21 protein-coding genes are annotated in these 21,136 nt (G+C 73.5%); 10 read left to right on the forward strand and 11 right to left on the reverse strand.

The window, feature by feature from the left end; all coding sequences use genetic code 11:
• Window positions 1-21: 21 nt before the first annotated feature.
• Complete coding sequence (locus ACWC97_RS11950; protein ID WP_450649244.1) at window positions 22-1,509, reverse strand: MFS transporter; 1,488 nt, start codon at window positions 1,507-1,509, stop codon at window positions 22-24.
• 240 nt (window positions 1,510-1,749) lie between these two features.
• Between ACWC97_RS11950 and ACWC97_RS11955 the strand changes: the two genes are divergently transcribed.
• The 6 genes from ACWC97_RS11955 to ACWC97_RS11980 all read left to right on the forward strand — a co-directional run bounded on the left by ACWC97_RS11955 (window position 1,750) and on the right by ACWC97_RS11980 (window position 8,391).
• Entirely contained in the window at window positions 1,750-2,430 is a 681-nt protein-coding gene (locus ACWC97_RS11955; RefSeq protein ID WP_392278941.1) for a TetR family transcriptional regulator, read from the forward strand.
• 462 nt (window positions 2,431-2,892) lie between these two features.
• The gene (locus ACWC97_RS11960) at window positions 2,893-4,104 is read left to right on the forward strand and encodes an alpha/beta hydrolase (protein ID WP_385204489.1); all 1,212 of its coding nucleotides are present in this window, start codon (window positions 2,893-2,895) and stop codon (window positions 4,102-4,104) included.
• An 86-nt stretch (window positions 4,105-4,190) separates the two neighbouring features.
• Window positions 4,191-5,051: a DUF4429 domain-containing protein gene (locus ACWC97_RS11965; protein ID WP_385204486.1), complete on the forward strand. Its 861-nt coding sequence runs from the start codon at window positions 4,191-4,193 to the stop codon at window positions 5,049-5,051.
• 124 nt (window positions 5,052-5,175) lie between these two features.
• Complete coding sequence (locus ACWC97_RS11970) at window positions 5,176-6,513, forward strand: sensor histidine kinase (protein ID WP_450648933.1); 1,338 nt, start codon at window positions 5,176-5,178, stop codon at window positions 6,511-6,513.
• Window positions 6,510-7,193: a response regulator transcription factor gene (locus tag ACWC97_RS11975; RefSeq protein ID WP_352275116.1), complete on the forward strand. Its 684-nt coding sequence runs from the start codon at window positions 6,510-6,512 to the stop codon at window positions 7,191-7,193. The genes ACWC97_RS11970 and ACWC97_RS11975 overlap by 4 nt, the downstream gene beginning before the upstream one ends.
• A gap of 154 nt (window positions 7,194-7,347) precedes the next feature.
• Window positions 7,348-8,391: an alpha/beta hydrolase gene (locus ACWC97_RS11980; protein WP_450648935.1), complete on the forward strand. Its 1,044-nt coding sequence runs from the start codon at window positions 7,348-7,350 to the stop codon at window positions 8,389-8,391.
• A gap of 10 nt (window positions 8,392-8,401) precedes the next feature.
• Here ACWC97_RS11980 and ACWC97_RS11985 read toward each other — a convergent pair whose 3' ends face one another.
• The 3 genes from ACWC97_RS11985 to ACWC97_RS11995 all read right to left on the reverse strand — a co-directional run bounded on the left by ACWC97_RS11985 (window position 8,402) and on the right by ACWC97_RS11995 (window position 11,014).
• Window positions 8,402-9,418, reverse strand: a complete 1,017-nt coding sequence (locus tag ACWC97_RS11985; RefSeq protein ID WP_450648937.1) for an aldo/keto reductase — start codon at window positions 9,416-9,418, stop codon at window positions 8,402-8,404.
• On the reverse strand, window positions 9,418-9,879 hold the full coding sequence (locus ACWC97_RS11990; RefSeq protein ID WP_352275119.1) for a MerR family transcriptional regulator: 462 nt from the start codon (window positions 9,877-9,879) through the stop codon (window positions 9,418-9,420). Before ACWC97_RS11990 ends, ACWC97_RS11985 begins: the two co-directional genes overlap by 1 nt.
• Before the next feature lie 238 nt (window positions 9,880-10,117).
• The gene (locus ACWC97_RS11995) at window positions 10,118-11,014 is read right to left on the reverse strand and encodes an NADP-dependent oxidoreductase (RefSeq protein WP_450649246.1); all 897 of its coding nucleotides are present in this window, start codon (window positions 11,012-11,014) and stop codon (window positions 10,118-10,120) included.
• 138 nt (window positions 11,015-11,152) lie between these two features.
• Between ACWC97_RS11995 and ACWC97_RS12000 the strand changes: the two genes are divergently transcribed.
• Window positions 11,153-11,557 (forward strand): winged helix-turn-helix transcriptional regulator, encoded by a 405-nt coding sequence (locus ACWC97_RS12000; RefSeq protein ID WP_392278946.1) that lies wholly within the window; start codon window positions 11,153-11,155, stop codon window positions 11,555-11,557.
• Window positions 11,558-11,600: 43 nt separating this feature from the next.
• A complete protein-coding gene (locus ACWC97_RS12005) occupies window positions 11,601-12,425 on the forward strand; it encodes a serine hydrolase domain-containing protein (protein WP_450648939.1) in 825 nt (274 codons plus the stop codon).
• On the opposite strand, the gene ACWC97_RS12010 is transcribed toward ACWC97_RS12005, so the two are convergent.
• From ACWC97_RS12010 to ACWC97_RS12030, 5 genes are all read right to left on the reverse strand, one after another.
• A complete protein-coding gene (locus ACWC97_RS12010) occupies window positions 12,382-13,458 on the reverse strand; it encodes a terpene synthase family protein (RefSeq protein ID WP_450648941.1) in 1,077 nt (358 codons plus the stop codon). The genes ACWC97_RS12005 and ACWC97_RS12010 overlap by 44 nt on opposite strands.
• A 69-nt stretch (window positions 13,459-13,527) precedes the next feature.
• Window positions 13,528-14,640: a polyprenyl synthetase family protein gene (locus ACWC97_RS12015; RefSeq protein ID WP_450648943.1), complete on the reverse strand. Its 1,113-nt coding sequence runs from the start codon at window positions 14,638-14,640 to the stop codon at window positions 13,528-13,530.
• A gap of 226 nt (window positions 14,641-14,866) precedes the next feature.
• Window positions 14,867-15,415 (reverse strand): YciI family protein, encoded by a 549-nt coding sequence (locus ACWC97_RS12020; RefSeq protein ID WP_450648945.1) that lies wholly within the window; start codon window positions 15,413-15,415, stop codon window positions 14,867-14,869.
• Window positions 15,416-15,481: 66 nt separating this feature from the next.
• Window positions 15,482-16,345 carry a DUF3592 domain-containing protein gene (locus ACWC97_RS12025; protein ID WP_450648947.1) on the reverse strand — a complete coding sequence of 288 codons (864 nt, stop codon included), beginning with the start codon at window positions 16,343-16,345 and terminating at the stop codon, window positions 15,482-15,484.
• Between the two features lie 72 nt (window positions 16,346-16,417).
• Window positions 16,418-17,521: a hypothetical protein gene (locus ACWC97_RS12030; protein ID WP_450648949.1), complete on the reverse strand. Its 1,104-nt coding sequence runs from the start codon at window positions 17,519-17,521 to the stop codon at window positions 16,418-16,420.
• A gap of 382 nt (window positions 17,522-17,903) precedes the next feature.
• Here ACWC97_RS12030 and ACWC97_RS12035 point away from each other — a divergent pair, with 382 nt between their 5' ends.
• Window positions 17,904-18,509 (forward strand): GNAT family N-acetyltransferase, encoded by a 606-nt coding sequence (locus ACWC97_RS12035; RefSeq protein WP_450648951.1) that lies wholly within the window; start codon window positions 17,904-17,906, stop codon window positions 18,507-18,509.
• 76 nt (window positions 18,510-18,585) lie between these two features.
• On the opposite strand, the gene ACWC97_RS12040 is transcribed toward ACWC97_RS12035, so the two are convergent.
• Complete coding sequence (locus ACWC97_RS12040) at window positions 18,586-18,972, reverse strand: hypothetical protein (RefSeq protein WP_450648953.1); 387 nt, start codon at window positions 18,970-18,972, stop codon at window positions 18,586-18,588.
• Window positions 18,973-19,084: 112 nt separating this feature from the next.
• Window positions 19,085-19,747, reverse strand: coding sequence for a pirin family protein (locus ACWC97_RS12045; RefSeq protein ID WP_450648955.1), 663 nt, complete (start codon window positions 19,745-19,747; stop codon window positions 19,085-19,087).
• 156 nt (window positions 19,748-19,903) lie between these two features.
• On the opposite strand from ACWC97_RS12045, the gene ACWC97_RS12050 reads away from it, so the two are divergent.
• A complete protein-coding gene (locus ACWC97_RS12050) occupies window positions 19,904-21,103 on the forward strand; it encodes a PucR family transcriptional regulator (protein WP_352275131.1) in 1,200 nt (399 codons plus the stop codon).
• Window positions 21,104-21,136 lie beyond the last annotated feature (33 nt).

Genomic DNA, 21,136 nt, shown 5'->3' on the forward strand with positions numbered 1-21,136 from the left:
TCGTACGCGGGGTGTTGACGGTCAGATGTGTCCGGCGCCGACGCCCGCTTCGGCGTTCTCACCGCGCTTGGTGAGCATGGCGACGACGGCGGCGAGCACCGCGACGCCACCGGCGACCATGAACGCGGTGCTCATGCCCGACACGAAGGTGTCATGGGCGACGCCCGCGATCCTGCCCGCGATCTCCGGCGGGACGTCCCCGCCGACCGGCGGGATACCGACCTCGACGGCCGAGGACGCCTGGTCGAGCTGGTCCGTGCTGAGCGGCGGAAGCTGTGCCGCCCGCCAGTTGTCGGCGAGCTGGGAGTCGACCCGGGTGGCCATGACGGCGCCGAGCACCGCCGTCCCGAGGCTGCCGCCGACCTGCATGGCGGACTGCTGGAGGCCGCCCGCGACGCCGGAGAGCTCCAGCGGGGCGTTGCCGACGATGACCTCGGTGGCGCCGACCATCACCGGGGCGAGGCCGAGGCCGAGCAGGCCGAACCAGATCGACATGGTGAGGGTGCTGGTGCCGGTGCCGAGCTGGGACATGCCGAACATGGCGGCCGCCGTGCACACCATGCCGCCGACCAGCGGGACCCTCGGGCCGAACTTGGTGATCATGGCGCCCGCGAGCGGCGAGGCGACGATCATCATGCCGGTCAGCGGCAGCAGGCGCAGACCGCTGTCGACGGGGCTCAGGCCGTGCACGTTCTGCAGGTAGAAGGTGACGAAGAAGAGCCCGCCCATGAAGGCGAAGGCCATCAGCACCATCAGGACCACACCGGCGGAGAGCGGCACGGACCGGAACATGGCGAGCGGGATCAGTGGTTCGCGGACGTTCTTCTGGGAGAACGCGAAGACCACGAACAGGGCCACGGCCGCCCCGAGGAAGCCGAGCGTCCTATAGTCGCCCCAGCCCCACTCGGACCCCTTGATGAGCGCCCAGATCAGGCAGAACATCGCCTGCGAGAGCAGCACGATGCCGCCGACGTCGAAGGAGCGCGGCGCGTTCTCGGCGCGGTGGTCCTTGAGGATCACCAGCCCCAGCACCAGCGCGATCACACCGACCGGCACATTGATGAAGAAGACGGACTGCCAGCTGACGTGCTCGACGAGAACGCCGCCCAGGATCGGGCCGCCCGCGGTGGAGGCGCCGATCACCATGCCCCAGATGCCGATCGCCATGTTCAGCTTCTCGGCCGGGAAGGTGGCGCGCAGCAGGCCGAGCGCGGCGGGCATCAGCAGGGCGCCGAAGAGGCCCTGGAGCACCCGGAAGGTGATCACGAGGGCGGCGCTGTGGGACAGGCCGATGGCCCCGGAGGCCGCGGCGAATCCCACGACGCCTATGAGGAAGGTCTGGCGGTGGCCGAAGCGGTCACCGAGCTTGCCCGCGGTGATCAGGGAGACCGCGAGGGCGAGCATGTACCCGTTGGTGATCCACTGGACGTCCGCGAGCGAGGCCTTCAGGTCCTGCTGGATGGCGGGGTTGGCGATCGCGACGATCGTGCCGTCGAGCGCGACCATCATCACGCCGATGGCCACGGAGAAGAGCGTCAGCCAGGGGTGGCCGCGCAGCCCCTTGGCAGGTCCGGGAGCGGCGGCCTCGCGCGGCTCCCGCGACGCCTTGTCGACGGTGGTCTGACTAGTCATATCAAGGACACTAGTGACAGTCGCTGACAGTTCTCAAAGCATTTCGCGAGCCGGACACTGTCGCGTAGCTCACAGGTACGCTGAGCTGGGGAAAGCAGGCGAAGAAAGGCCAGCGAAGTGACCGATGTGCGGCGGGCCGCACCCCCGACCGGGCTCCGCGAGCGCAAGAAGCGGCGCACCAGGGACGCCCTGCTGCGCACCGCGCTCGACCTCTTCACCACCCAGGGGTACGACGAGACCACCGTCGACGAGATCGTCGAGGCCGTCGCGGTCTCCCAACGGACCTTCTTCCGGTACTTCGCGAACAAGGAGGAGGCCGCCTTCGCCCTCCAGTCCATGGTGGAGTCGCGCTTCCTCGCGGAGCTGCGCCGCCGCCCCGCGGCGGAGACCCCGTTCGACGCCCTGCGCCGGTCGGTGCTCCAGGTCTGGGACGGGATCGACGAGACGTTCAAGGAGGTCTTCACCGTCGAGCTCCACATGCGGATGTACCGGATGATCGAGTCGACGCCCTCGCTGCTCGCCGCCCATCTGCGGCGGTGCAGTGCGCTGGAGGACCAGATCGCGCTGCTGATCGCCGACCGCGAAGGGCTCGACGCGGAGGAAGACCCGCGCCCCCGGGTCGCCGTCGCCGCGTTCTGCGGGGTGATGCGGGTGACCGGTCAGCTCTGGGGCCGGGGCCGGGACTCCGGCGTGGACTCGCTGCGCGCGCTGACCGAGGCGTACCTGGACCGGCTCGGACCGGCGCTGGCCGGTGACTGGCGGGCGGGGCGCGGCACGGAGAACGCCGCGCGCCCCTGACTCCTAGGACCTGTCTTCAAACTGCCGCCTGCCGTGCGGTGTCCGGCACGCACGCTCGCCGCGTTGTCGGGGTCACCCCGATACATCCAGTATCGGAGCGACCCTCCGCCTTGCGATCGCACGCACCGGACACCGCACGGCCCGGCCTCCGGCCGGACGACGGCAGTTTGAAGACAGGTCCTAACACCCGTGGCCGAAATCGCCGACGGACCGTCACGGGACCCGCACATGCGCCGCCCCGGATGCCCGGGATGTGCCGAACGTCTCGGCACCGGGCATGACCGACGTCACAACAGCCGTACGCCGAGGGCGACATGCGGCCCGCCCGGCGCACTCCACGCGCCCGAGCGTACGAATAACGGCCACACAGCGTGAATATCCGGGGATGGAATTCCCTGCGGTGAGGTGATGTGTGTCACCCTCGTCACGGCTGCCGTCGCGCGTCTCCTAATGTGGGCCGCAGTGACTTCCTTCGACTCCTCCCCGACGCTCACCGCGTGGCGCGCGCTGCTCGCCGTGGCGGTCGTGTTCGTGATGCTGGCGACCACCGGCTGGACCACCATTCGCCATCAACGCTCCGACGAGCCACGCACCGTCGCACTCGCCGCCTGGGCGCGGGGCCGGGTGGCGGGTCATCCGCTGCCGGACGCCGACGCGCCCTCGCACCGGCTGGCGCGTTTCTTCGCCTCGCTCAGCGGCGCGCAGCGCACCGCGCTCGCCGACCGGTACCCCTTGGTCGTGGGCAACCTGAACGGCGCCCCGATCACCCTGCGCTACCGCGCCAACCGGCTGGCCGTGTCCCAGGCGCGCCGCGTCGAGGAGCGGCGCACGCACGATGTGCGGCTCTCCCCCGACGGGCGCGCCCAGGCGGCCCGCCGGATGGAGCGCTTCGATTCGATGCTCGCCCCGGGCCGCCACTTCCTGGCCTTCGACCCGTCCGGCAGGGGCCGCGCCGCCGAGGTCCTCGGCGACCTCGAACGGGCCGACCGGATCTCGGTGATCGTCCCCGGCGTGGACACCGATCTGCTGACCCTGGAGCGGCCCTCGCCCAAGGTGAACGCCGCCCCGGTCGGCATGGCGAAGTCGCTGTACGCGGCGGAGCGCGCCGCCGGCCCCGGGGTCCGTACCGCCGTCATCGCCTGGGCCGACTACACCACGCCCGCCGGTATCGGCATGGACGCCGCCCTGGGCAACCTGGCGGCGCGCGGCTCGCTGCGGCTGAACGCGCTGCTGGGCGCGTTGCCCGGCGCCGCGCCGGTCTCGCTGTTCTGCCACAGCTACGGCTCGGTGCTGTGCGGGGTCGCCGCGCACGGGCTGCCCGCCCGGGTCACCGACATCGCGGTGGCCGGCAGCCCCGGCATGCGGGTGGAGAACGCCGCGCAGCTCCGCACCGGGGCCCGGGTGTGGGCGACGCGGGACCGGGGCGACTGGATCGAGGACGTCCCCAATCTGGAGCTCGGCGGCCTGGGTCACGGGGCCGACCCGGTCGATCCCGGCTTCGGGGCACGGATCTTCTCGGCGGGCGACGCGATCGGCCACAGTGGCTATTTCGTGCCGGGCACCGAGAGCCTGGACAACTTCGCCGCGATCGGTGTGGGCGCCTACGGGTCGGTGAGCTGTGCCGTCCCCGACAGCGGTTGCGCCGGGCGGACTGCCGGGGACCAGGGAGTCTGACGGAACCGGGCATTCACAGCGGGCCGCCGGAGCCGGGCCGCTTCGAGGGGGGACACACGGAGCAAGTGCCGCATACGATGAGGCACATGGGCGATGTGCTGGCCGGAATTCATGCCACCTGGGAGTTCGAGACCGACTCCGTGCTCATCCGCTTCGAACGGGGAATCCGCACGCCGAGGCTCTTCCAGAGCCTGCGGGAGCGACGCGTACCGCATGCGGCGCTGTCGTCGGTGACGCTGACCCCGGGGAAGCGGGGCACGGTGGTCCTGCGTGCCGTGCCCAGACCCGGGGCCGACCCGCTGATCGAGGCGGCCGACGGGCAGCTCAAGGACGGCTGCGATCCGTACCGGCTGGTGCTCCCCGGTGACCGGAGCACGCTCGCCGAGTACTACGCGGACGAGCTGCGCGCCCGGCTCGGCCCCGACGCGGCGGAGCCCGCCGACCGCTTCCTGGTCACCGCGCCCGAGGTGCCGCTCCACTTCAAGGCGTACGACGGCCGGGCCGGGTTCGACGGACAGCGGGTCTCCTTCCGCTGGTTCTGGACGGGCGCCTCGTCGGCGAAGTGGAAGGCCGGGGACCAGAGCTTCGCGGTCTCCGAGCTGAGCGGGGTGGAGTGGCGGCTGCCGGAGGGGCTGGACGGGTATCTGCGGCTGCTGCCGAGGGACCGGGAGCCGTTGCGGGCCGACCAGGACCCGGCCGCGGTGGTCTTCAGCCTCGGTTACGGGGCGGTGCACGAGTCGCTGCCGTTCGCCGCGGCGGTCCTGGAGTCCGTGCGCAGGAACCATTCCTCGGCACCGGTGCCCGCCCCCGTCCTGGCGGGCGCGGCCCGCCGCGACCCCGCCGACATCGCCGACCGCATCCGCCACCTCGGCGAGCTCCACCAGGCCGGGCTGGTGACGGACGACGAGTTCAGCGCGAAGAAGGCCCAACTGCTCGCCGAGCTGTAGGGCCGGACCGGGGCCTTGCCGGGCGGAGGCGGCCATGTCGTACGGGGGTATGACCGGGCGGCCGGCGGACCGGAACCGGAGTATGACGCGGCCGGGCACGTCCGCTGCCTAGGCTCGTGCGGCCATGACCTCTTCCACTCCCCCTCCCCCGCCTCCGCTGCCCGTCGCGGACGGGCTGGTGAGCGCCGCCCGCCGCAATCTGCGCGGCGTCGCCCACGGCCTCACCCACCCCTCGCACCCCCCGGTCCCACCGCTCGCGGGCTCGCCCCGGCGGTGGCGCCGGCTGGTCCCGTACGTGGTGGTGTTCGTGCTGACGGCGCTCTTCCTGCCGGTCACGATGACCATGCTGGCCAACGAGTACGGGGTGGGCGCCTGGCCGGCGGGGCTGCTGGCCGTGGGCCAGGCGGCGCCGCTGCTGATGCTGGCGCACCGCCCCCTCCAGGCCTGGTGGATCGTCTTTCCCACCGGTGTCCTCGGGGCGCTGGTCCTGCTCGCCCACCCGCACCCCGCGCAGGGCATCTGGCCGTGGCCGCCGCCCACCCTGTTCTGCTTCCTCTTCCTGCTGCTGGCGGTGGCCCTGCGCGAGACCCGGCGCACCACCGTCGCCGTGTGGGCGCTGACCGCCACGGCGAGCCTGGTCCTGCACCTGTCCGTCCCGGAGCGCAGCAACGGCAGCGCCGGGCTGCTCGCGATCTTCGGCGCGTTGGTCATGGTGATCGGAGCGGTGGTACGGGAACGGGGCGTGGCGCAGCGCAGGCTGGCCGAGCAGGAGACCATCAGCGTCGCGGAGCGGGCGCGGCGGACGCTCCTGGAGGAGCGCACCCGGATCGCCCGCGAACTGCACGACGTGGTCGCCCACCACATGTCGGTGATCACGGTCCAGGCGGACTCCGCGCCGTACCGGATCAGCGGGCTGCCGCAGGAGGTCCGCGAGGAGTTCGAGTCGATCGCGGCGAGCGCGCGGGAGTCGCTGACGGAGATGCGACGGCTGCTGGCGGTGTTGCGCAGCGACGGTTCGGCGGGCGAGCGGGCGCCGCAACCGGGGCTCGACCGGGTGCAGCAGTTGGTGGAGGCGACGGTGCGGGCGGGGCTGCCGGTCGAGCTGTCGATGGCCGCCCGGCTGCCGGACGTGCCGCAGGCGGTGGATCTGTCGGCGTACCGGATCGTGCAGGAGGCGCTGGCCAACGTGATCCGGCACGCGCCGGGTGCGCGGACCCGGGTGTCGATCCTGACCGACGGTACGCATCTGATGGTTCTGGTGGTCAACGGCCTTACGGAGAAGCCCGGTTCGCCGTTGGAGCCGGAGTCGTCCGGGACGGGGCACGGGCTGGTCGGGATGCGGGAGCGCGTACGGTTGACGGGCGGCACGCTGGACACCGGGCCGCTGCCGGACGGCGGCTTCCGGGTGGCCGCTCGGCTGCCCCTGACCCCTGTCGCCCCCGCTGCCCCGGAGGACTCTTGACCATCCGCGTGATCATCGTCGACGACCAGGCCATGGTGCGCGCGGGGTTCGCGGCGCTGCTGGCGGCGCAGAGCGACATCGACGTGGTCGGGGAGGCGCCGGACGGGCGCCGGGCCGTCGAGGTCAGCCGGTCCACCCTGCCGGACGTGGTCCTGATGGACGTCCGGATGCCGGAGATGGACGGGCTGGCGGCCGCCCGCGAGGTGCTGAACCCGCCGCCCGGGGTGACGCACCGGCCGAAGGTCCTCATGCTCACCACCTTCGACGTGGACGACTACGTGTACGAGGCGCTGCGCGCCGGGGCGTCCGGCTTCCTGCTGAAGGACGCGCCGCCCGCCGACCTGATCTCGGCGGTGCGGGTGGTCGCGGCGGGCGAGGCGCTGCTGGCGCCCTCGGTGACCCGCCGGCTGATCGCGGACTTCGCCCGGCAGGGCCCGTCCGGCGCGACCCGCAGCGGCCAGGCGTTGCGGCTGAACGGGCTGACCCCGCGCGAGACGGAGGTGCTGGAGCTGATCGCGCGGGGGCTGTCCAACCAGGAGATCGCGGCGAGGCTGATCCTGGCCGAGCAGACGGTGAAGACGCACATCGGCCGGGTCCTGGCCAAGCTGGACCTGCGCGACCGGGCGCAGGCGGTGATCTTCGCGTACGAGGCGGGGGTGGTGGTCCCGGGCGAGTCCTGAGCGCCCCGGAGCCCGTACACCCCCTACTGAGGTACTGGTCCGTGGTAGGCCCCCCGGTGCGATGTCCTCGCACCGGGGGTCTTTCTACGTTCCTCCCCGTCACGCCACAGGGCGGCCCGTCGCCGGTCGGGCCGCAGCAGGGGGAGGGAACGGGATGCGCCGTTACGCGAGGACTCTGGTCGGGCTCGCGCTGGCCACCACCATGGTCACGGGGACGGCCGGCTGGGCGTCCGGGAGCGCGCAGCGGGCGCTCACCGGGCCGCCGCCGGGCACCGCGTCGTGGCGGGCGGACCACACCCAAGGCGCGCTGCCGGATCCGGAGCGCGCCACTCCGGCGGAGGTGGCCCGGTTCTTCCGGGGGCTGACCGCCCGGCAGCGGGAGGACCTGGCCGTACGGCATCCGCTCGTCGTCGGCAATCTGGACGGCGCCCCGGTCGCGTTGCGCTACCGGGCCAACGCCCTGGCCCTGCGGGCGAACCACGACCCCCGGTACGCCCACCTCGACGGGGGCCGGGGACGACAGATCCTGGCGTTCGACCCGCGCGGGCGCGGTCAGGTCGCCGAGGTCTTCGGGGACCTGCGCTCCGCGCGCCGGGTCGCGGTGGTGGTGCCGGGTTCGGACATCGACGCCGGGACCTTCGACCGTACGAGCGACGTGTACGGCACCCCGGCGGGCATGGCGAAGGCGCTGTACGCGCGGACCGGCCCCGGGAGCGCGGTGATCGCGTGGGCCGGTTACACCACTCCCGTGGGCCTCGGTGTCGACGCCGCGACGGGGACGCTCGCCGAGGCCGGGGCGGACCGGCTGGCCCGGTTCACCGACGGGCTCGCCGCCGACGGGGTCCCCGCGCCCGCCGTGTTCTGCCACAGCTACGGCTCCGTGGTCTGCGGGCTCGCCGCCTCCCGGCTGCGCGTCCGCGACCTGGTCGTCCTCGGCTCGCCCGGGATGCGCGCGGACAGTGCCGCCGCGCTGCACACCCGGGCCCGGGTGTGGGCCGCAAAGGACGCCACGGACTGGATCGGCCGGGTGCCGAACGTGCGGGTGGCGGGGCTGGGGCACGGCCCGGACCCGGCCGACCCGGAGTTCGGGGCGCGCCGGGTCCCGGCCGAGGACGCCCGGGGGCACACCGGCTACTTCGCCCCGGGTACGGACTCGCTCCGCGCCTTCGCCGCGATCACCGAGGGGACGGCGCGGTGAGCCCGGGGGCCTATTCGCGTGCCGTGGCCGTGTTGCTCATGTCCGGGTAGCGGTCGCCCGCCACCAGGCCGGCGATCGGCTCCAGCAGGGCCAGTTCCCCGGCGCCCAGGGTGAGCCGGGTCGCGGCGACGTTCTCCAGCAGCCGGCTGCTCCTGCGCGTACCGGGGATCGGGACCACGGCCAGCTGGTGGACCTGGGCGCGCTGCTGCACCCAGGCGAGGGCGACCTGCGCGGCCGTCGCCCCGTGCGCGGCGGCGATCTTGTGGACGGGCTCCAGCAGGGCGGCGTTCTTCTTCGCGTTGTCACCGGTGAAGCGGGGCTGGTGCTTCCGGAAGTCGCCGTCCGACAGCTCCTTGGCCGCGTCGGTGAACGCCCCGGTGAGGAAGCCCCGGCCGAGCGGCGAGTACGGCACGAGCGCCACCCCCAGGTCGGCGGCGGCCGGTACGGCGCTGCGCTCGGCGTCCCGGCTGAAGAGCGACCACTCCGACTGGAGCGCCGCGATCGGGTGCACCGCGTGCGCCTCGCGCAGCTCGGCCCCGGTCACCTCGCTCAGCCCGAGGTGCTTGACCTTGCCCTGCCGGACCAGCTCGGCCATCGCGCCGACGGATTCGGCGAGCGGGACGGCCGGGTCGCGCCGGTGCATGTAGTAGAGGTCGATGACGTCGGTGCCCAGCCGCCGCAGGCTGGCCTCGACGGCCGTGCGGATGTACGCGGGGTCGTTGCGCACGCCCCGGTAGTGCGGGTCGTCGTCCCGCCGCTCGATGGCGAACTTCGTGGCGAGGGTGATCTCGTCCCGGTGCGCGCCGACGAACGCGGCGAGGAAGGTCTCGTTGGCGCCGCTGCCGTAGACGTCGGCGGTGTCGAAGAGCGTGACGCCCGCCGCCAGCGCCGTCTCCAGCGTCTCGCGGGCCGCGGCCTCGTCGGTGTCGCCGTAGAACTCGCTCATGCCCATGCAGCCGAGCCCCTGCACACCGACCCGCGGGCCGCCGTCGCCGAGCTCCACCGTGGTGATCCTGTCCTCAGTCATCAGGCACATGGCCTTTCCGGCGCCGTCCGGGCGCTCGCATAGAAGTCGATCTTGTGGTCGAGCACGGCGAGGGTGTCCTGCAGCTCCGCGATCCGCGTCCGTACGTCGCGGCGGGTCGCCTCCAGCAGCTCCTGCCGTTCCTCGAAGGTGTGCTCGCCCTCGCGCAGCAGCTCCGCGTACCGGACCATGTCGGCGACCGGCATCCCGGTCATCCGCAGCTTGCCGACGAAGGCCAGCCAGTCGAGGTCGCGGTTGGTGAACCGGCGCTGGCCGGTGTGGGACCGGTCGACGTGCGGCATCAGCCCGATCCGCTCGTACCAGCGCAGAGTGTGCGCGGTGAGGCCGGTGAGGGCCGCGACCTCGCTGATGGTGTACCGGTCCCGCCCCTCGGGACGCGGATGGGGCTGCGGGGGCGCGGTACAGACGTCCACCCTCGGGGAAGTGCTCTCCATCACCGTCATGCCCTCCACGCTAGAACCTTGGAGTGCACTCGAAGCAAGCGCGCCGGACACCCCGGCGCGGGAGGCCGCTATTCGGGGCGGATCAATTCCGACAGCGACCGCAGGTGCCGCGGATTGTCCGGTTCGAACGACTGGAGCCCGGATTCGGGCCAGTAGGCGCGTCCGTCTACCCAGGGCACCACCACGTCCCCGGTTCCGCCCCGCCACCCCGCGCGGAACGGGCCGAAGGCCCCGGTGCTCAGGGTACGAGGACGATGCGGCCGCGCAGGCCGCCTTCGGCGAGGCGGGCGTGGGCCTCGGCCGCCTCGGCGAGGGGGTGGGTCGCGGCGACGCGGGCCAGCACCTCGCCCCGGTCGGCGAGGCGGGACAGTTCGGCGAGGCGGGCGGCGTCGGCCCGTACGTCCAGGGCGCCGACCCGGACACCGCGCTCGGGCGACGGCTCCCGGCCGGGCCACAGGCCCACGTAGGCGCCGCCGTCCCGGACCGCGGCCAGCGCCTCCGCGCCCAGCCCCGCGGCGTCCAGCACACCGTCCCAGCCACCCGGCGCGGGCCGCTCGCCCCGGGGCAGGAAGTGCTCGGCGCCCCTGGACCGGAGGAACTCCTCGTCGGCGGGCGAGGCGAGCGCGGTGACGCCCAGCCCCTGGAGGTGCGCGAGTTCCACCGCGTGGGCCCCGACCGCACCGGCGGCCCCGGTGACCAGCAGCCCCTGCCCGGGGCGCAGCGCCAGGATGTCCAGCGACTGGGCGGCGGACAGCGTGTTGAGGGGCAGCGTCGCCGCGTGTACGTCGTCGAGGCGGGCGGGCGCCGGGGCGACGGCCTCCGTGTCGAGCACCACGTACTCGGCGTGCGTGCCGAGCGGGGTGTGGTGGCCGGTGGACAGGCCGATCACCCGGTCGCCGGGGACCCGCTCCACTCCCGGGCCCACGGCGTCGATCACGCCGGCGACGTCCCAGCCCAGCCCGATCCGCTCACCCGCGCCGCCGAAGACGCCGGAGCGCATGGCCGCGTCCACCGGGTTCAGCGCCGCCGCGGCCACCTTGATCCGCACCTGGCCGGGGCCCGGGGCGGGAACCGGGACCTCCGTGATCCCGACCGCCTCGGGGCCGCCGAAACGGGACACGGTCGCGGCATGCATCAGCATCGTCGTTCTCCTCAGGTGGGGGGCGCGGCCCGGGGCCGGTTCTCCGGGCCCGGCCGTACGGCGCCATGATGGAGGGGTACGGAGTCCGCCACAAAAGGCACACGCGTGTGCGGAAGAGGAGGGCCGCAGGCCATGGAGGCAGTCCCCCGGCCCGTCCCGCCCGGCCCCTGCGCCCGCTGGCCGGCCGAGAACGGCGAGGTCATCCGGCAGATCGTCGAGCGGGCGGGCGACAAGTGGGCGGTGTTCGTGATCAGCGCCCTCCAGGACGGGCCGCTGCGCTACACCGACCTCCAGCGCGCCGTCCCCGGCGTCTCCCAGCGGATGCTGACGCACACCCTGCGCCAACTGCGCCGCGACGGGCTCGTCACCCGGACCTCCTACCCCGAGGTGCCCCCTCGGGTGGAGTACGCGCTGACCGGTCTGGGGACCACGCTGCTCTCCGCCGTGACCCCCCTGATCGACTGGGCCGGCACCCACCACGACGAGATCGCCGCCCACCGCGCCCGCTTCGACGCGGCCACCCCGCCGTCCTCCTGATCCGCCCGGGGCCCGTCCTCCCCCGCCCGTTACGCTCGTACGCATGCAGAGCCTGGCGATGACCGACAACTGGCCCGTCCCCACCGCGGCGGCGGCCGTCGTACGAGCGGACGGCACGGTCGTCGGTACGCACGGCCCGACCGCGCACCGCTTCCCGCTGGCCTCGGTCACCAAGCCGATCGCGGCCTACGCGGCGCTGGTGGCGTACGAGGAGGGCGCGGTCGAGCTGGACGAGCCGGCCGGGCCCGAGGGCGCGACCGTACGGCATCTGCTCGCGCACACCAGCGGGCTCGCCTTCGACGAGCACCGGGCCATGGCCGCGCCGGGCACCCGGCGGCTCTACTCCAACGCGGGCTTCGAGGTGCTCGGCGACCACATCGCCAAGGCCACCGACATCCCGTTCCCGGAGTACGTGCGCCAGGCCGTGCTGGAACCGCTCGGGATGACGGCGACCACGCTGGACGGCTCGCCCGCCAAGGACGGCGTCTCGACCGTCGACGACCTGGTCCGCTTCGCCGCCGAGGTGCAGGCCCCGCGCCTGCTCGACCCGCGCACGGTGGCGGCCGCGCAGACCGTCGTCCACCCCGACCTCAAGGGCGTGCTGCCGGGCTACGGCCACCAGAACCCCAACGACTGGGGCCTCGGCTTCGAGATCCGCGACTCCAAGTCCCCGCACTGGACGGGCGGTTCGTCGTCCCCGGCGACCTTCGGCCACTTCGGGCAGTCGGGGACGTTCCTGTGGATCGACCCCGTCGCGGGCGCGGCGTGCGTCGCCCTGACCGACCGGGCCTTCGGCCCGTGGGCCGTCGAGGCGTGGCCCCCGTTCACCGACGCGGTCCTCGCGGAGCTGCGCGGCGGCGGCCGCTGAGCCGGGCGCCCTCCGGGCCCCGCCCCCGGGACGCCGTCGCCCCGGCGACGGCCGGGCCGTCCTCGTAGCCGGAGGCGACGGCAAGGGAGGCGGCCCCTCGGTCGTAGCGGGCGGAGCCGGTGATCATCCAGTCGTAGTTGCCGCGGAACATGTGGCGCATCCCGCGCACGTAGGTGTCGGCCGCGGTGCGGTCGGCCGGGCCGAGCCCGAGGTCGTCGTAGTGGGCGGGCAGTCGGTCGGTGAGCCGGCGGAAGCGTTCGCCGGCGTGCCGGACCATCGCCCGGATCTCGGCGACGGCCTCGTCCCGGGTACGGCCGGCGGCTTCGAGGACCAGCACCATGTTGTCGACCTCGCCCCGGTTCTCCTCCCGTTCGACGGCGAAGACGTCGTTCGGCAGGATGGCGAGCTTCGTCGCCTCCTCGAGGAGTGCGCGGGCACGTGGCGTGCCCAGGAACCACTCCGGCGCGTGCCAGTGCTCGACCCGTTCGGCGATCGCCAGGCCCAGGGGCAGCCCGGTGGTGACGTACCGCCGCCGGAGGTACTGGTCGGCGGTCGGCATCGTGCGGCGGATGCGGTGGCCGAGATAGGCGCCGAAGACCGCGGTGTGCTCCTGGCGGACGCGCCTTCGCCACGCTTCCGGCATGCCGTCGCGCAGGCGCTGCCACAGACCGCACCAGGCGGCGCCCACCGGCGTGGCGGGGCGGGACGGTTCGTCGTGTTCGAAGAGAGCCAGCAGGTCGCGGCAGACCTCGGCGGCGTTCTCGGCCCGTACTCCACCGGTGCTGCCGACGAGGTCGTTGACGAGGCTGCACAGAGCCATGTGGTCGGCGGCGAGGTGGAGGTCCTCGCCCCGGGCGCCGGGGTAGACACGGGCGGCGCAGGTCCCCAGCCGCATGGCCGCGAAGTAGCCCGCCTGCCCCGGTGCCAGCAGATTCTGCGCGAGAACCCACCGCACGAGGTGTTCGTCCGCCGCCGCGGCGTCCGGGCTGACGGCGCTGGGGAAGGGGATGTGGAACTCGACGTCGCTCGGCATGTGTCCTTCGTCCTTCGGCCTTCGGCCAGGTGGAACCGGGAAAGGCGGTGGGCGCGGGCCGGTCTCCGGTCACGGACCGGGGCCGACCGGGTGCCCGGCCGGCTCGATGGCCTCGTCCCCGACGGACCGGTGCGTGAACTGATCGGCGTAGGCGCACATCAGCTCCGCCAGCCGCCGGTCCGTCACCGCGCGGCGCACGCAGGAACGGGCCTGCCTCAGGTGGTGGGCGATCGCGCGCTCGGCCCAGTCGCGTCCGCCGCACCGCTCGACGAGGTCCGCCATGCGGCCGAGTTCTCCGTCGTGCGGGCCGTCGGGCCGCTGGTAGTAGAGGGCGAGCTCGTCCTGGAAGGGGTGGCCGGACTCCAGGGCGGCACACACGATGCTCGTCTTCTTGCGGGCCCTCAGGTCGTCGCGCCGGGGCGGCACGTCCTTCCCGGGTTCCCCGTAGACGTCCAGAAGGTCGTCACGCATCTGCATGACCCTGCCCAGGTGCCACCCGAAGGACCGCATCAGCTCCGCACGGGCCGGGCCGGCTCCGCCCTGGAGCGCACCGGCCTCGCAACAGGCGGCCACCCAGTCGGAGCTCTTGCCGTCGACGACCTCCAGCGCCTTCCGCAGGGAGGCCCCGCCGCGTCGCTGGTACTGGGCTTCCAGGGCCTGCGCGCGGAACGCCCCGTGCATCGCGTCGAGCAGGACCCGCCGCACTTCGGCGGTGACGGGCGGCGTCCGCCCGGACGGCTCGGTCAGCTCGGTCAGTTCGGTGAGGGCCATCGTCAGCAGGGTGTCGGCGGCCAGGATGGCGGTGGGCACTCCGAACGCCTTCCACACGGTCGGAACGCCACGCCGCGCCGCGTCCTCGTCGATGACGTCGTCGCAGATGAGACCGTAGCCGTGGATGAGAGCACACGCGGCGGCCACCGACCGCGCCCGCCGCCAGGAGCCGCCCCCGACACCGGCGCTGAGCAGGACGAGCGTGACGACCCGGAAGCTGGGGCCCCGGTAGGCCACCGTCCGCCCCGCTTCGTCGACCCACCCGAAGTAGTACGCGCACGGTGTGTGGAGCGGCGGGGGAATCCGGCCGACGACGTCCCGCAGGTGCGGCAGCAGCATCCTGCGCGCGGCCGCGGCGATCTGGTCCGGCAGGACGGGGGGCGGACTTCCCCATTCGGCGCTTCCCGGCATAAGAGTCTTCCGCTCACCGCTCGGCAGGCTGGATCGGCCCGGGCACGGCTCCCGAACGGAACCGCGCCCTTCACTCCCCCACGCTCCCCCTTCATGACGCGCCGGGCACCTCAAGCCGTCCAAACGGGCGACCGCCGTCCGGCCCGGCCCGCGGCCCCCGGTCCCCGGCCCCCGAGCCTTCCATGGTCGGCGTCGCGGTCCGCTCTCCACGCCGGGGCGCGTCAGGTCACGACCGTCCGCCGAACTGCCAGGGGTGCACCTCGATGTCGGCGTACCGGTCCGCCGTCAGGACGGTGCGTGCCGTCCCCGGGTCCGGTGCCCGGAGGAGTACCGCCGTGCCGAGCCAGGCGGCACCGTCGTCGGAGAGCAGCGGCCCGTAGGCGACCAGTTGGTCCCGGTCGGCCGGTACGGCGAGGTCGGCGGCCTGCCCCGCGCCGAGACCGAGCACCAGGTACAGGTCGCCGTCGGTCCCACCGCCGGGGAGCTCCCACATGGTGCGCCCCAGCAGGTTGCGCCACCGCCGCAGCAGTACGTCCCGGTAGACACCGGCCTGGTAACCCGGTTCGTCGAAGGCGAACGCGCGGGCGGCGGCGGGATCGGGCAGGTCGACGATGTGCACACTGCCCGTGGGCGATTCGCGGTCGTCGGTGAGGGTCGGGCCCCGGGCGATCATCTCCTTCGCGTACCGGTCCATGTAGGACCAGTGCTCTTCCAGCAGTTCGTGGCGGAGCGGCAGGGAGCCAGGGCGGTCACGGTGGTAGCAGAGGAACTCCATGCCCCTATGGTGCCCTCGGAAGGGACGCCCGGTGCGCGGGCCCCGGGCCCCCGGCCGTCCCCCGCGTCACAGCGCCACCGCTCCCACCACGGCCGCCGCCAGCACGGCCAGAAGGACCACGACGTCGATGACCAAGTCGCGCTTGCGGGACCGGCGTTCGGCGTCGGGGTCCAGGACGAAGACGGCCGGGTCGTCGGGGTCGTAGTGGACCGTGACGTCCCGGCCCCGCGATCCGGCGGGGTCCCGCAGCCCCGACTCGCGGTAGGCCGTGACGGCCCTGCCGTCGAGGGTGGTGAAGGCGAGGACCGGCACCAGGCGGGTGGAGACGTGGCCGTCGTCGGCGTCGACGCTGACGTTCTTGAGCACGGCGACGACACGGCCGGGTACGGCGGTCAGGCCGGCCAGTTCGTCCAGCCGACGGTTCCTGTCGCGGACGTTCCCGGGCAGGTGGTACATGCCGGAGAGGGCCCACGGCCCGCAGAAGCCGAGCACGGCCCACGGCCAGCCCCGCTCGATCGCGGCGGCGACGACCAGTCCAGCGTAGGCGAGGAAGAGCGCGAAGAGCGGCACACCCAGACCGCACCCGCCCCCGGAGAGGTCGCTGGTGAACCGGTGGGCGTGCGGTCTGCCGGGCGGGTAGTGGACGCCGATCTCCCGGCCCGTCCAGGCCGCGCCGATCCGCTCGCCCCGGTCGCCGTCGTTGGTGACGGTGAACTCCTGCCCGGTGGCGGGGTCCTGGAAGGTGACGACCACGGGTATCCCGTCGCTCGGGGAGCTGCCGTGCCGGGGCTCCCCCACCCACTCGATCCGCCCCCTCGTCCGCACCGTGCGCTGCTCCCGGGTCGCCCCGGCCAGCGACCGCCCGAGGCCGACCAGCGCGACCGTGCCGCACACACCGCCCCACAGCGCCAGATATCCGTGCCAGCCCATCCGTTTTCCTCTCCTGCCACTTCGAGAGTCCGAGGGACGGCCGCCGTCCGGAGCGGTGTGGTCCCGGGCGCGTCACCGTACGGGTGCGCGCCGCACCACCTCGCCCTGTCCGTTCGCCTCCAGGGACGCCACTCCGTCGGGACCGGTCACGACGACCCTGACGACGAGGGAGCCGGTGAGGCGGTCGGCGGTGATCTGCCACGTTTGCGGGGAGCGGACGCCGAGGGTGGTCGTGGCCTCCTCGACCAGGGCGGGGAAGCGGTCGCGGGGCAGCGCACCGGGGGCGAACCCCGGGGCCGGTGTCCCGGACGGCAGGAAGACCACCGTCAGCATGCGTTCCTGTACGACGAGGGTGAGTGCCCGGCGCGCCCGCCCGCCCTCGGTGAACGAGCCCACGGCACGCGCCAGTTCGCCCTTGTCGAGGAACGACCGTCCCGGCCCCAGGGTGACCGTTCCGGACGCCGACGACACGACCGTGGTCGGCGCCGTGGAGGAGGCGGAGGGCCCTGGTTCCGTGGCACCGTCCCGGCCGGAGGGGTCCGTACCGAAGAGGTCCGCGCGGAAGAGCAGGACCACGGCGAGCGCGCCGACCAGCAGCCCGAGAAGCGCGACCAGGCCGTCGGCGCGACCCTCCGGCGGCTCGGCCCACCGGGCCGCCCCGGCCCCGGGCACCGCGTCGAAGCGGGCCAAGGCCGCCCGGTCCGCCCACTCCGGTGTCGGCCGCTTGACGATCCGCACCTGCCACGGCCGGTCCGGCGGGTACTGGACGACCACAACACCGCGCGGCCGGTAGTCGGGCAGCTCGACGAGGTTGACGTCCTGCGTGAACTGCACCCGGAACGGCGCCCCGTCGTCCGGTACGACCGTGAGCCCGAACCGCACCGGCACGTCGCTCGACTCGCCCCCGACGGCCTCCAGGGTCTCGATCACCGCGAGCGCCTTCCGGGGCACGACCGCCGCCTCGCGGGCACGTCTCGGCGCGCCGGCGAGGAAGAGTAACGCCCCGTACACCAGGGGCAGGACGAGCCCCGTGACGAACAGCGGCACGCTCTCGACGACCGCGCCCACGACGAGCGCAGCGAGCGACGCCCCGGCCACTCCACCGGTGAGGAACCCCCGGGCGAGCCGGACAGGCGTGTGGTGCGTGGGCGGCGGCGTGCCCGGGGCGGTCGGCATAAGGACGATTGTGCTGGGCCGGGGCGGTGGCCGGTAGACCTCGCGCGGCGGAATCGGCCGTTCTCTCTACTCCGTGACCCTGTCCAGCCGCCAGCCCACCATTCCCGTGGCTCCCGAAGCCGCCTCGGCCTTGATCACGACCGTGGTCGCCGGTGCCGTGATTCGCTGGTGGACCGGAGCACCGTCGCAGTCGATCCTACGACGGGCACGGTCCTCGCCCGTCACAGACAGAACGATCTGCCCGGTTCCGGCGCAGGCGACCTGGAGCCCGTACGAACGCCCCCTTCTTCCCGGATTTCGCTCAGGTGATCCGATCAACAGGTGCTTCGCACCGGCCGCACCCATGGCCTCTGCCGCACGGGCGGACCTACACTCCTCGGCCATGGCCGACATAGTCCGCGCGACCGCCGCCGACGTCCCCGCGCTCGCCGCCGTGCTCGCCGACGCGTACGCCGAGGACCCCGTCTGGAGCTGGCTGATGCCGCGTGACCGGGACCGGCGGCTGCGGCTGCTGTTCACCGCGCATCTGGCCCAGCAGGTCCCGGCCGGGCGGGTGTGGACCGATCCGGAACGCACCGTCGCGGCGGTGTGGGCGGAGCCCGGGGCCTGGAAGCTCCCGGCGACGTACCTGCTGCGGAACGCGGGGCCGCTGCTGCGCGCGACGCGGGCCCAACTCCCGCGCACCATCGGGCGGTTGTTCACCATGGAGCACCGCCATCCGGCCGGGCCCGAGCACTGGTACGTGGAGTACATCGGCACCCGGGCCGAGGCGCGCGGCACCGGGCGCGGGGCGCGGGTGCTGGGCGGGCTGCTGGAGCGGGCGGACGCGGACGGGCGGCCGGTCTTCCTGGAGTCCAGCAACCGCCGCAACCTCACCTTCTATCAGCGGCACGGGTTCGCCGTGCACGAGGAGATGGCCTTCCGGTTGGGGCCGCCGATGTGGTCGATGTGGCGCGGGGACCACGGCCCGGGACCGGGCCCGGCGTGACGCTCTTCGGGCCCACCGCCCCGGACCGGTGCGCGGAGGACCGGCCCCGGACGGTGGGAGCCGACTACCGCTACGGCTAAGGCTGGATGACGACCGAGTTGATCGGGGTGAGGTTCATCCACACACCGCCGCCCGGAGGGATGGGGGCTTCGCATCCCGTGCCGTTGCTCCCCGTGCACATCCGGATGGTCCAGCCGTCGGTCTGGTTGTTGTAGATCCAGTGGTAGCCCTCCTGGGAGTAGAGCTTGTGGACACCGGCCTGGAAGTACTGGTTGGTCGGCTTGCTGTTCCGGTAGTCGAAGACGCCCTCCGGGTAGATGCACGCGGATCCGGAGTTGCACCCGTACCGGGCACTCGCCGCCTCGACGGCCGACGCCGACCCCGCGGCGGCCCCCGCCAGCAGGCCCGCCGCGAGAGCGATCGACGTGGTGCCGCCCGCGAGTGCGCGCTTGAAGTGCTTCATGGGTCTCCCCCTGTGGAGCGGTTGGCTGACGCCGAAAGACTGCGGCAGCTCTCCCACGCCACGCGCGACCCTTTGGCCCCAGCCACATCGTTGGCCGTGCACCCGCAGGGCCTCAGCCCGCGAATTCCCAGACCAGGACCTCGGTCGCCGGGCCGTCCGCGAGCAGGCTCAGCCCCGGCTCGCCGCTGATCCGTACCGAGTCGCCCGGCCCCAGCTCCTCGCCGCCGAGCCGTACCGTGCCGGACACCACCTGGACGTACACCTTCGGCGCGTCCGGCAGCCCGACCCGCTCCCCCGCCGCCGGGCGGAGCGCGTGGAGCACGGCTCCGGCGGCCGGTACGGCGTACGGGTCACCCGCGCGGACCGGGCCGGGGACGACGGTGTACGCGGGCTCGCCGCCCGGTTCGAGGGGGGCCAGCCACATCTGGACGAAGGTCAGCGGGGTGTCTCCGTCGTTGCGTTCGACGTGGCGGACGCCGGAGGCGGCGCTGAGGTGCTGGAGGTCGCCGGGGCGTACGCGGGTGGCGTGGCCGGTGGAATCGCGGTGGGTCAGCTCGCCCTCGACGACCCAGGTGACGATCTCCGTATGGCTGTGCGGATGCTCCTCGAAACCGGCGCCGGGCTCCAGCCGTTCCGTGTTGCAGGCCATGAGCGGGCCGAAGCGGAGGTTGTCCGGGTCGTAGAAGCCGGCGAAGGAGAAGGCGTGCCGGGACAGGATGCCTGCCGCCCGGTCGCCGCCCAGGTAACGGTCCTCGGCGCGGTGTACGGAGATCACCGGGCCACGGTAGCCCGGCCGGGGCGTGCGCGGGGCCACCCGCCCCCTGACCACGGCGGGGCGCGCGGATCGCCCCGTGGGCTCCCTACCCGCCGGTACACCCCGTGGCGGCCCCGGCGCTCCGTGTCCGTCGCCGGATGAGGCAATCTTGTCTGCGTGTCCCGACCCGATCCTGAGCAGCCCGATGCCACCGCCGCCCATCTGCACGCGGCGACCCTGAAACGTCTGGAGCAGTCGTCCGGCCGGCTCGCCGCGAACGCGATCGCCCGCATGGACGAGTCGCTGCCGTGGTACCGGGCGATGCCCCCGGAGAACCGGTCCTGGATCGGCCTGGTGGCCCAGGCCGGTATCGCGGCGTTCACCGAGTGGTTCCGGCATCCGGAGACCCCGCAGGCGATCTCCACCGATGTGTTCGGGACGGCTCCGCGCGAGCTGACCCGGGCGATCACGCTGCGGCAGACCGTCGAGATGGTGCGGACCACGATCGAGGTGATGGAGGCCGCGATCGAGGAGGTCGCGGCGCCCGGCGACGAGTCGGTACTGCGCGAGGCGCTGCTCGTCTACGCCCGGGAGATCGCCTTCGCGACCGCCCAGGTGTACGCCCAGGCCGCCGAGGCGCGCGGCGCCTGGGACGCCCGGCTGGAGTCGCTGGTGGTCAACGCGGTGCTGTCCGGCGAGGCCGACGAGGGCGCGGTGTCGCGGGCGGCAGCGCTCGGCTGGAACTCCCCCGAGCACGTGTGCGTGGTGCTCGGCACCGCCCCGGACGGGGACAGCGAGCTGACCGTGGAGGCGATCCGGCGGGCCGCCCGGCACGCGAAGCTCCAGGTCCTGACCGGGGTGCTGGGGAACCGGCTGGTGGTCATCGCGGGGGGCAGCAACAACCCGATACACGTGGCGAAGGCGCTGATCGGCCCGTATGCGGCGGGTCCGGTGGTGGCCGGTCCGGTGGTGCCGGACCTGCTGGCGGCGACCCGGTCCGCGCAGGCGGCGGCGGCCGGGCTCAAGGCGTCCTGCGCCTGGCAGGACGCCCCCCGCCCGGTGCTCGCCGACGACCTGCTCCCGGAGCGGGCGATGGCGGGCGATCCGGCCGCACGCGATCAGCTGGTGGAGGAGATCTACAGACCGCTGGAGGAAGCGGGATCCGCGCTGCTCGAAACGTTGAGTGTCTATCTGGAGCAGGCGAGCAGTCTGGAAGGCGCGGCCAGGATGCTCTTCGTCCACCCGAACACCGTGCGCTACCGGCTGCGACGTGTGACGGACGTCACCGGGTGGTCGCCGTCCGATGTCCGCTCGGCCTTCACGCTGCGGATCGCCCTGATTCTGGGGCGCTTGGCCGCGCGGGATCAGCAGCCCTAAACTTTTGTCGGACCCCAACAATTCCCCCTACCG

The sequence above is a fragment of the Streptomyces sp. NPDC001108 genome (assembly GCF_053598535.1).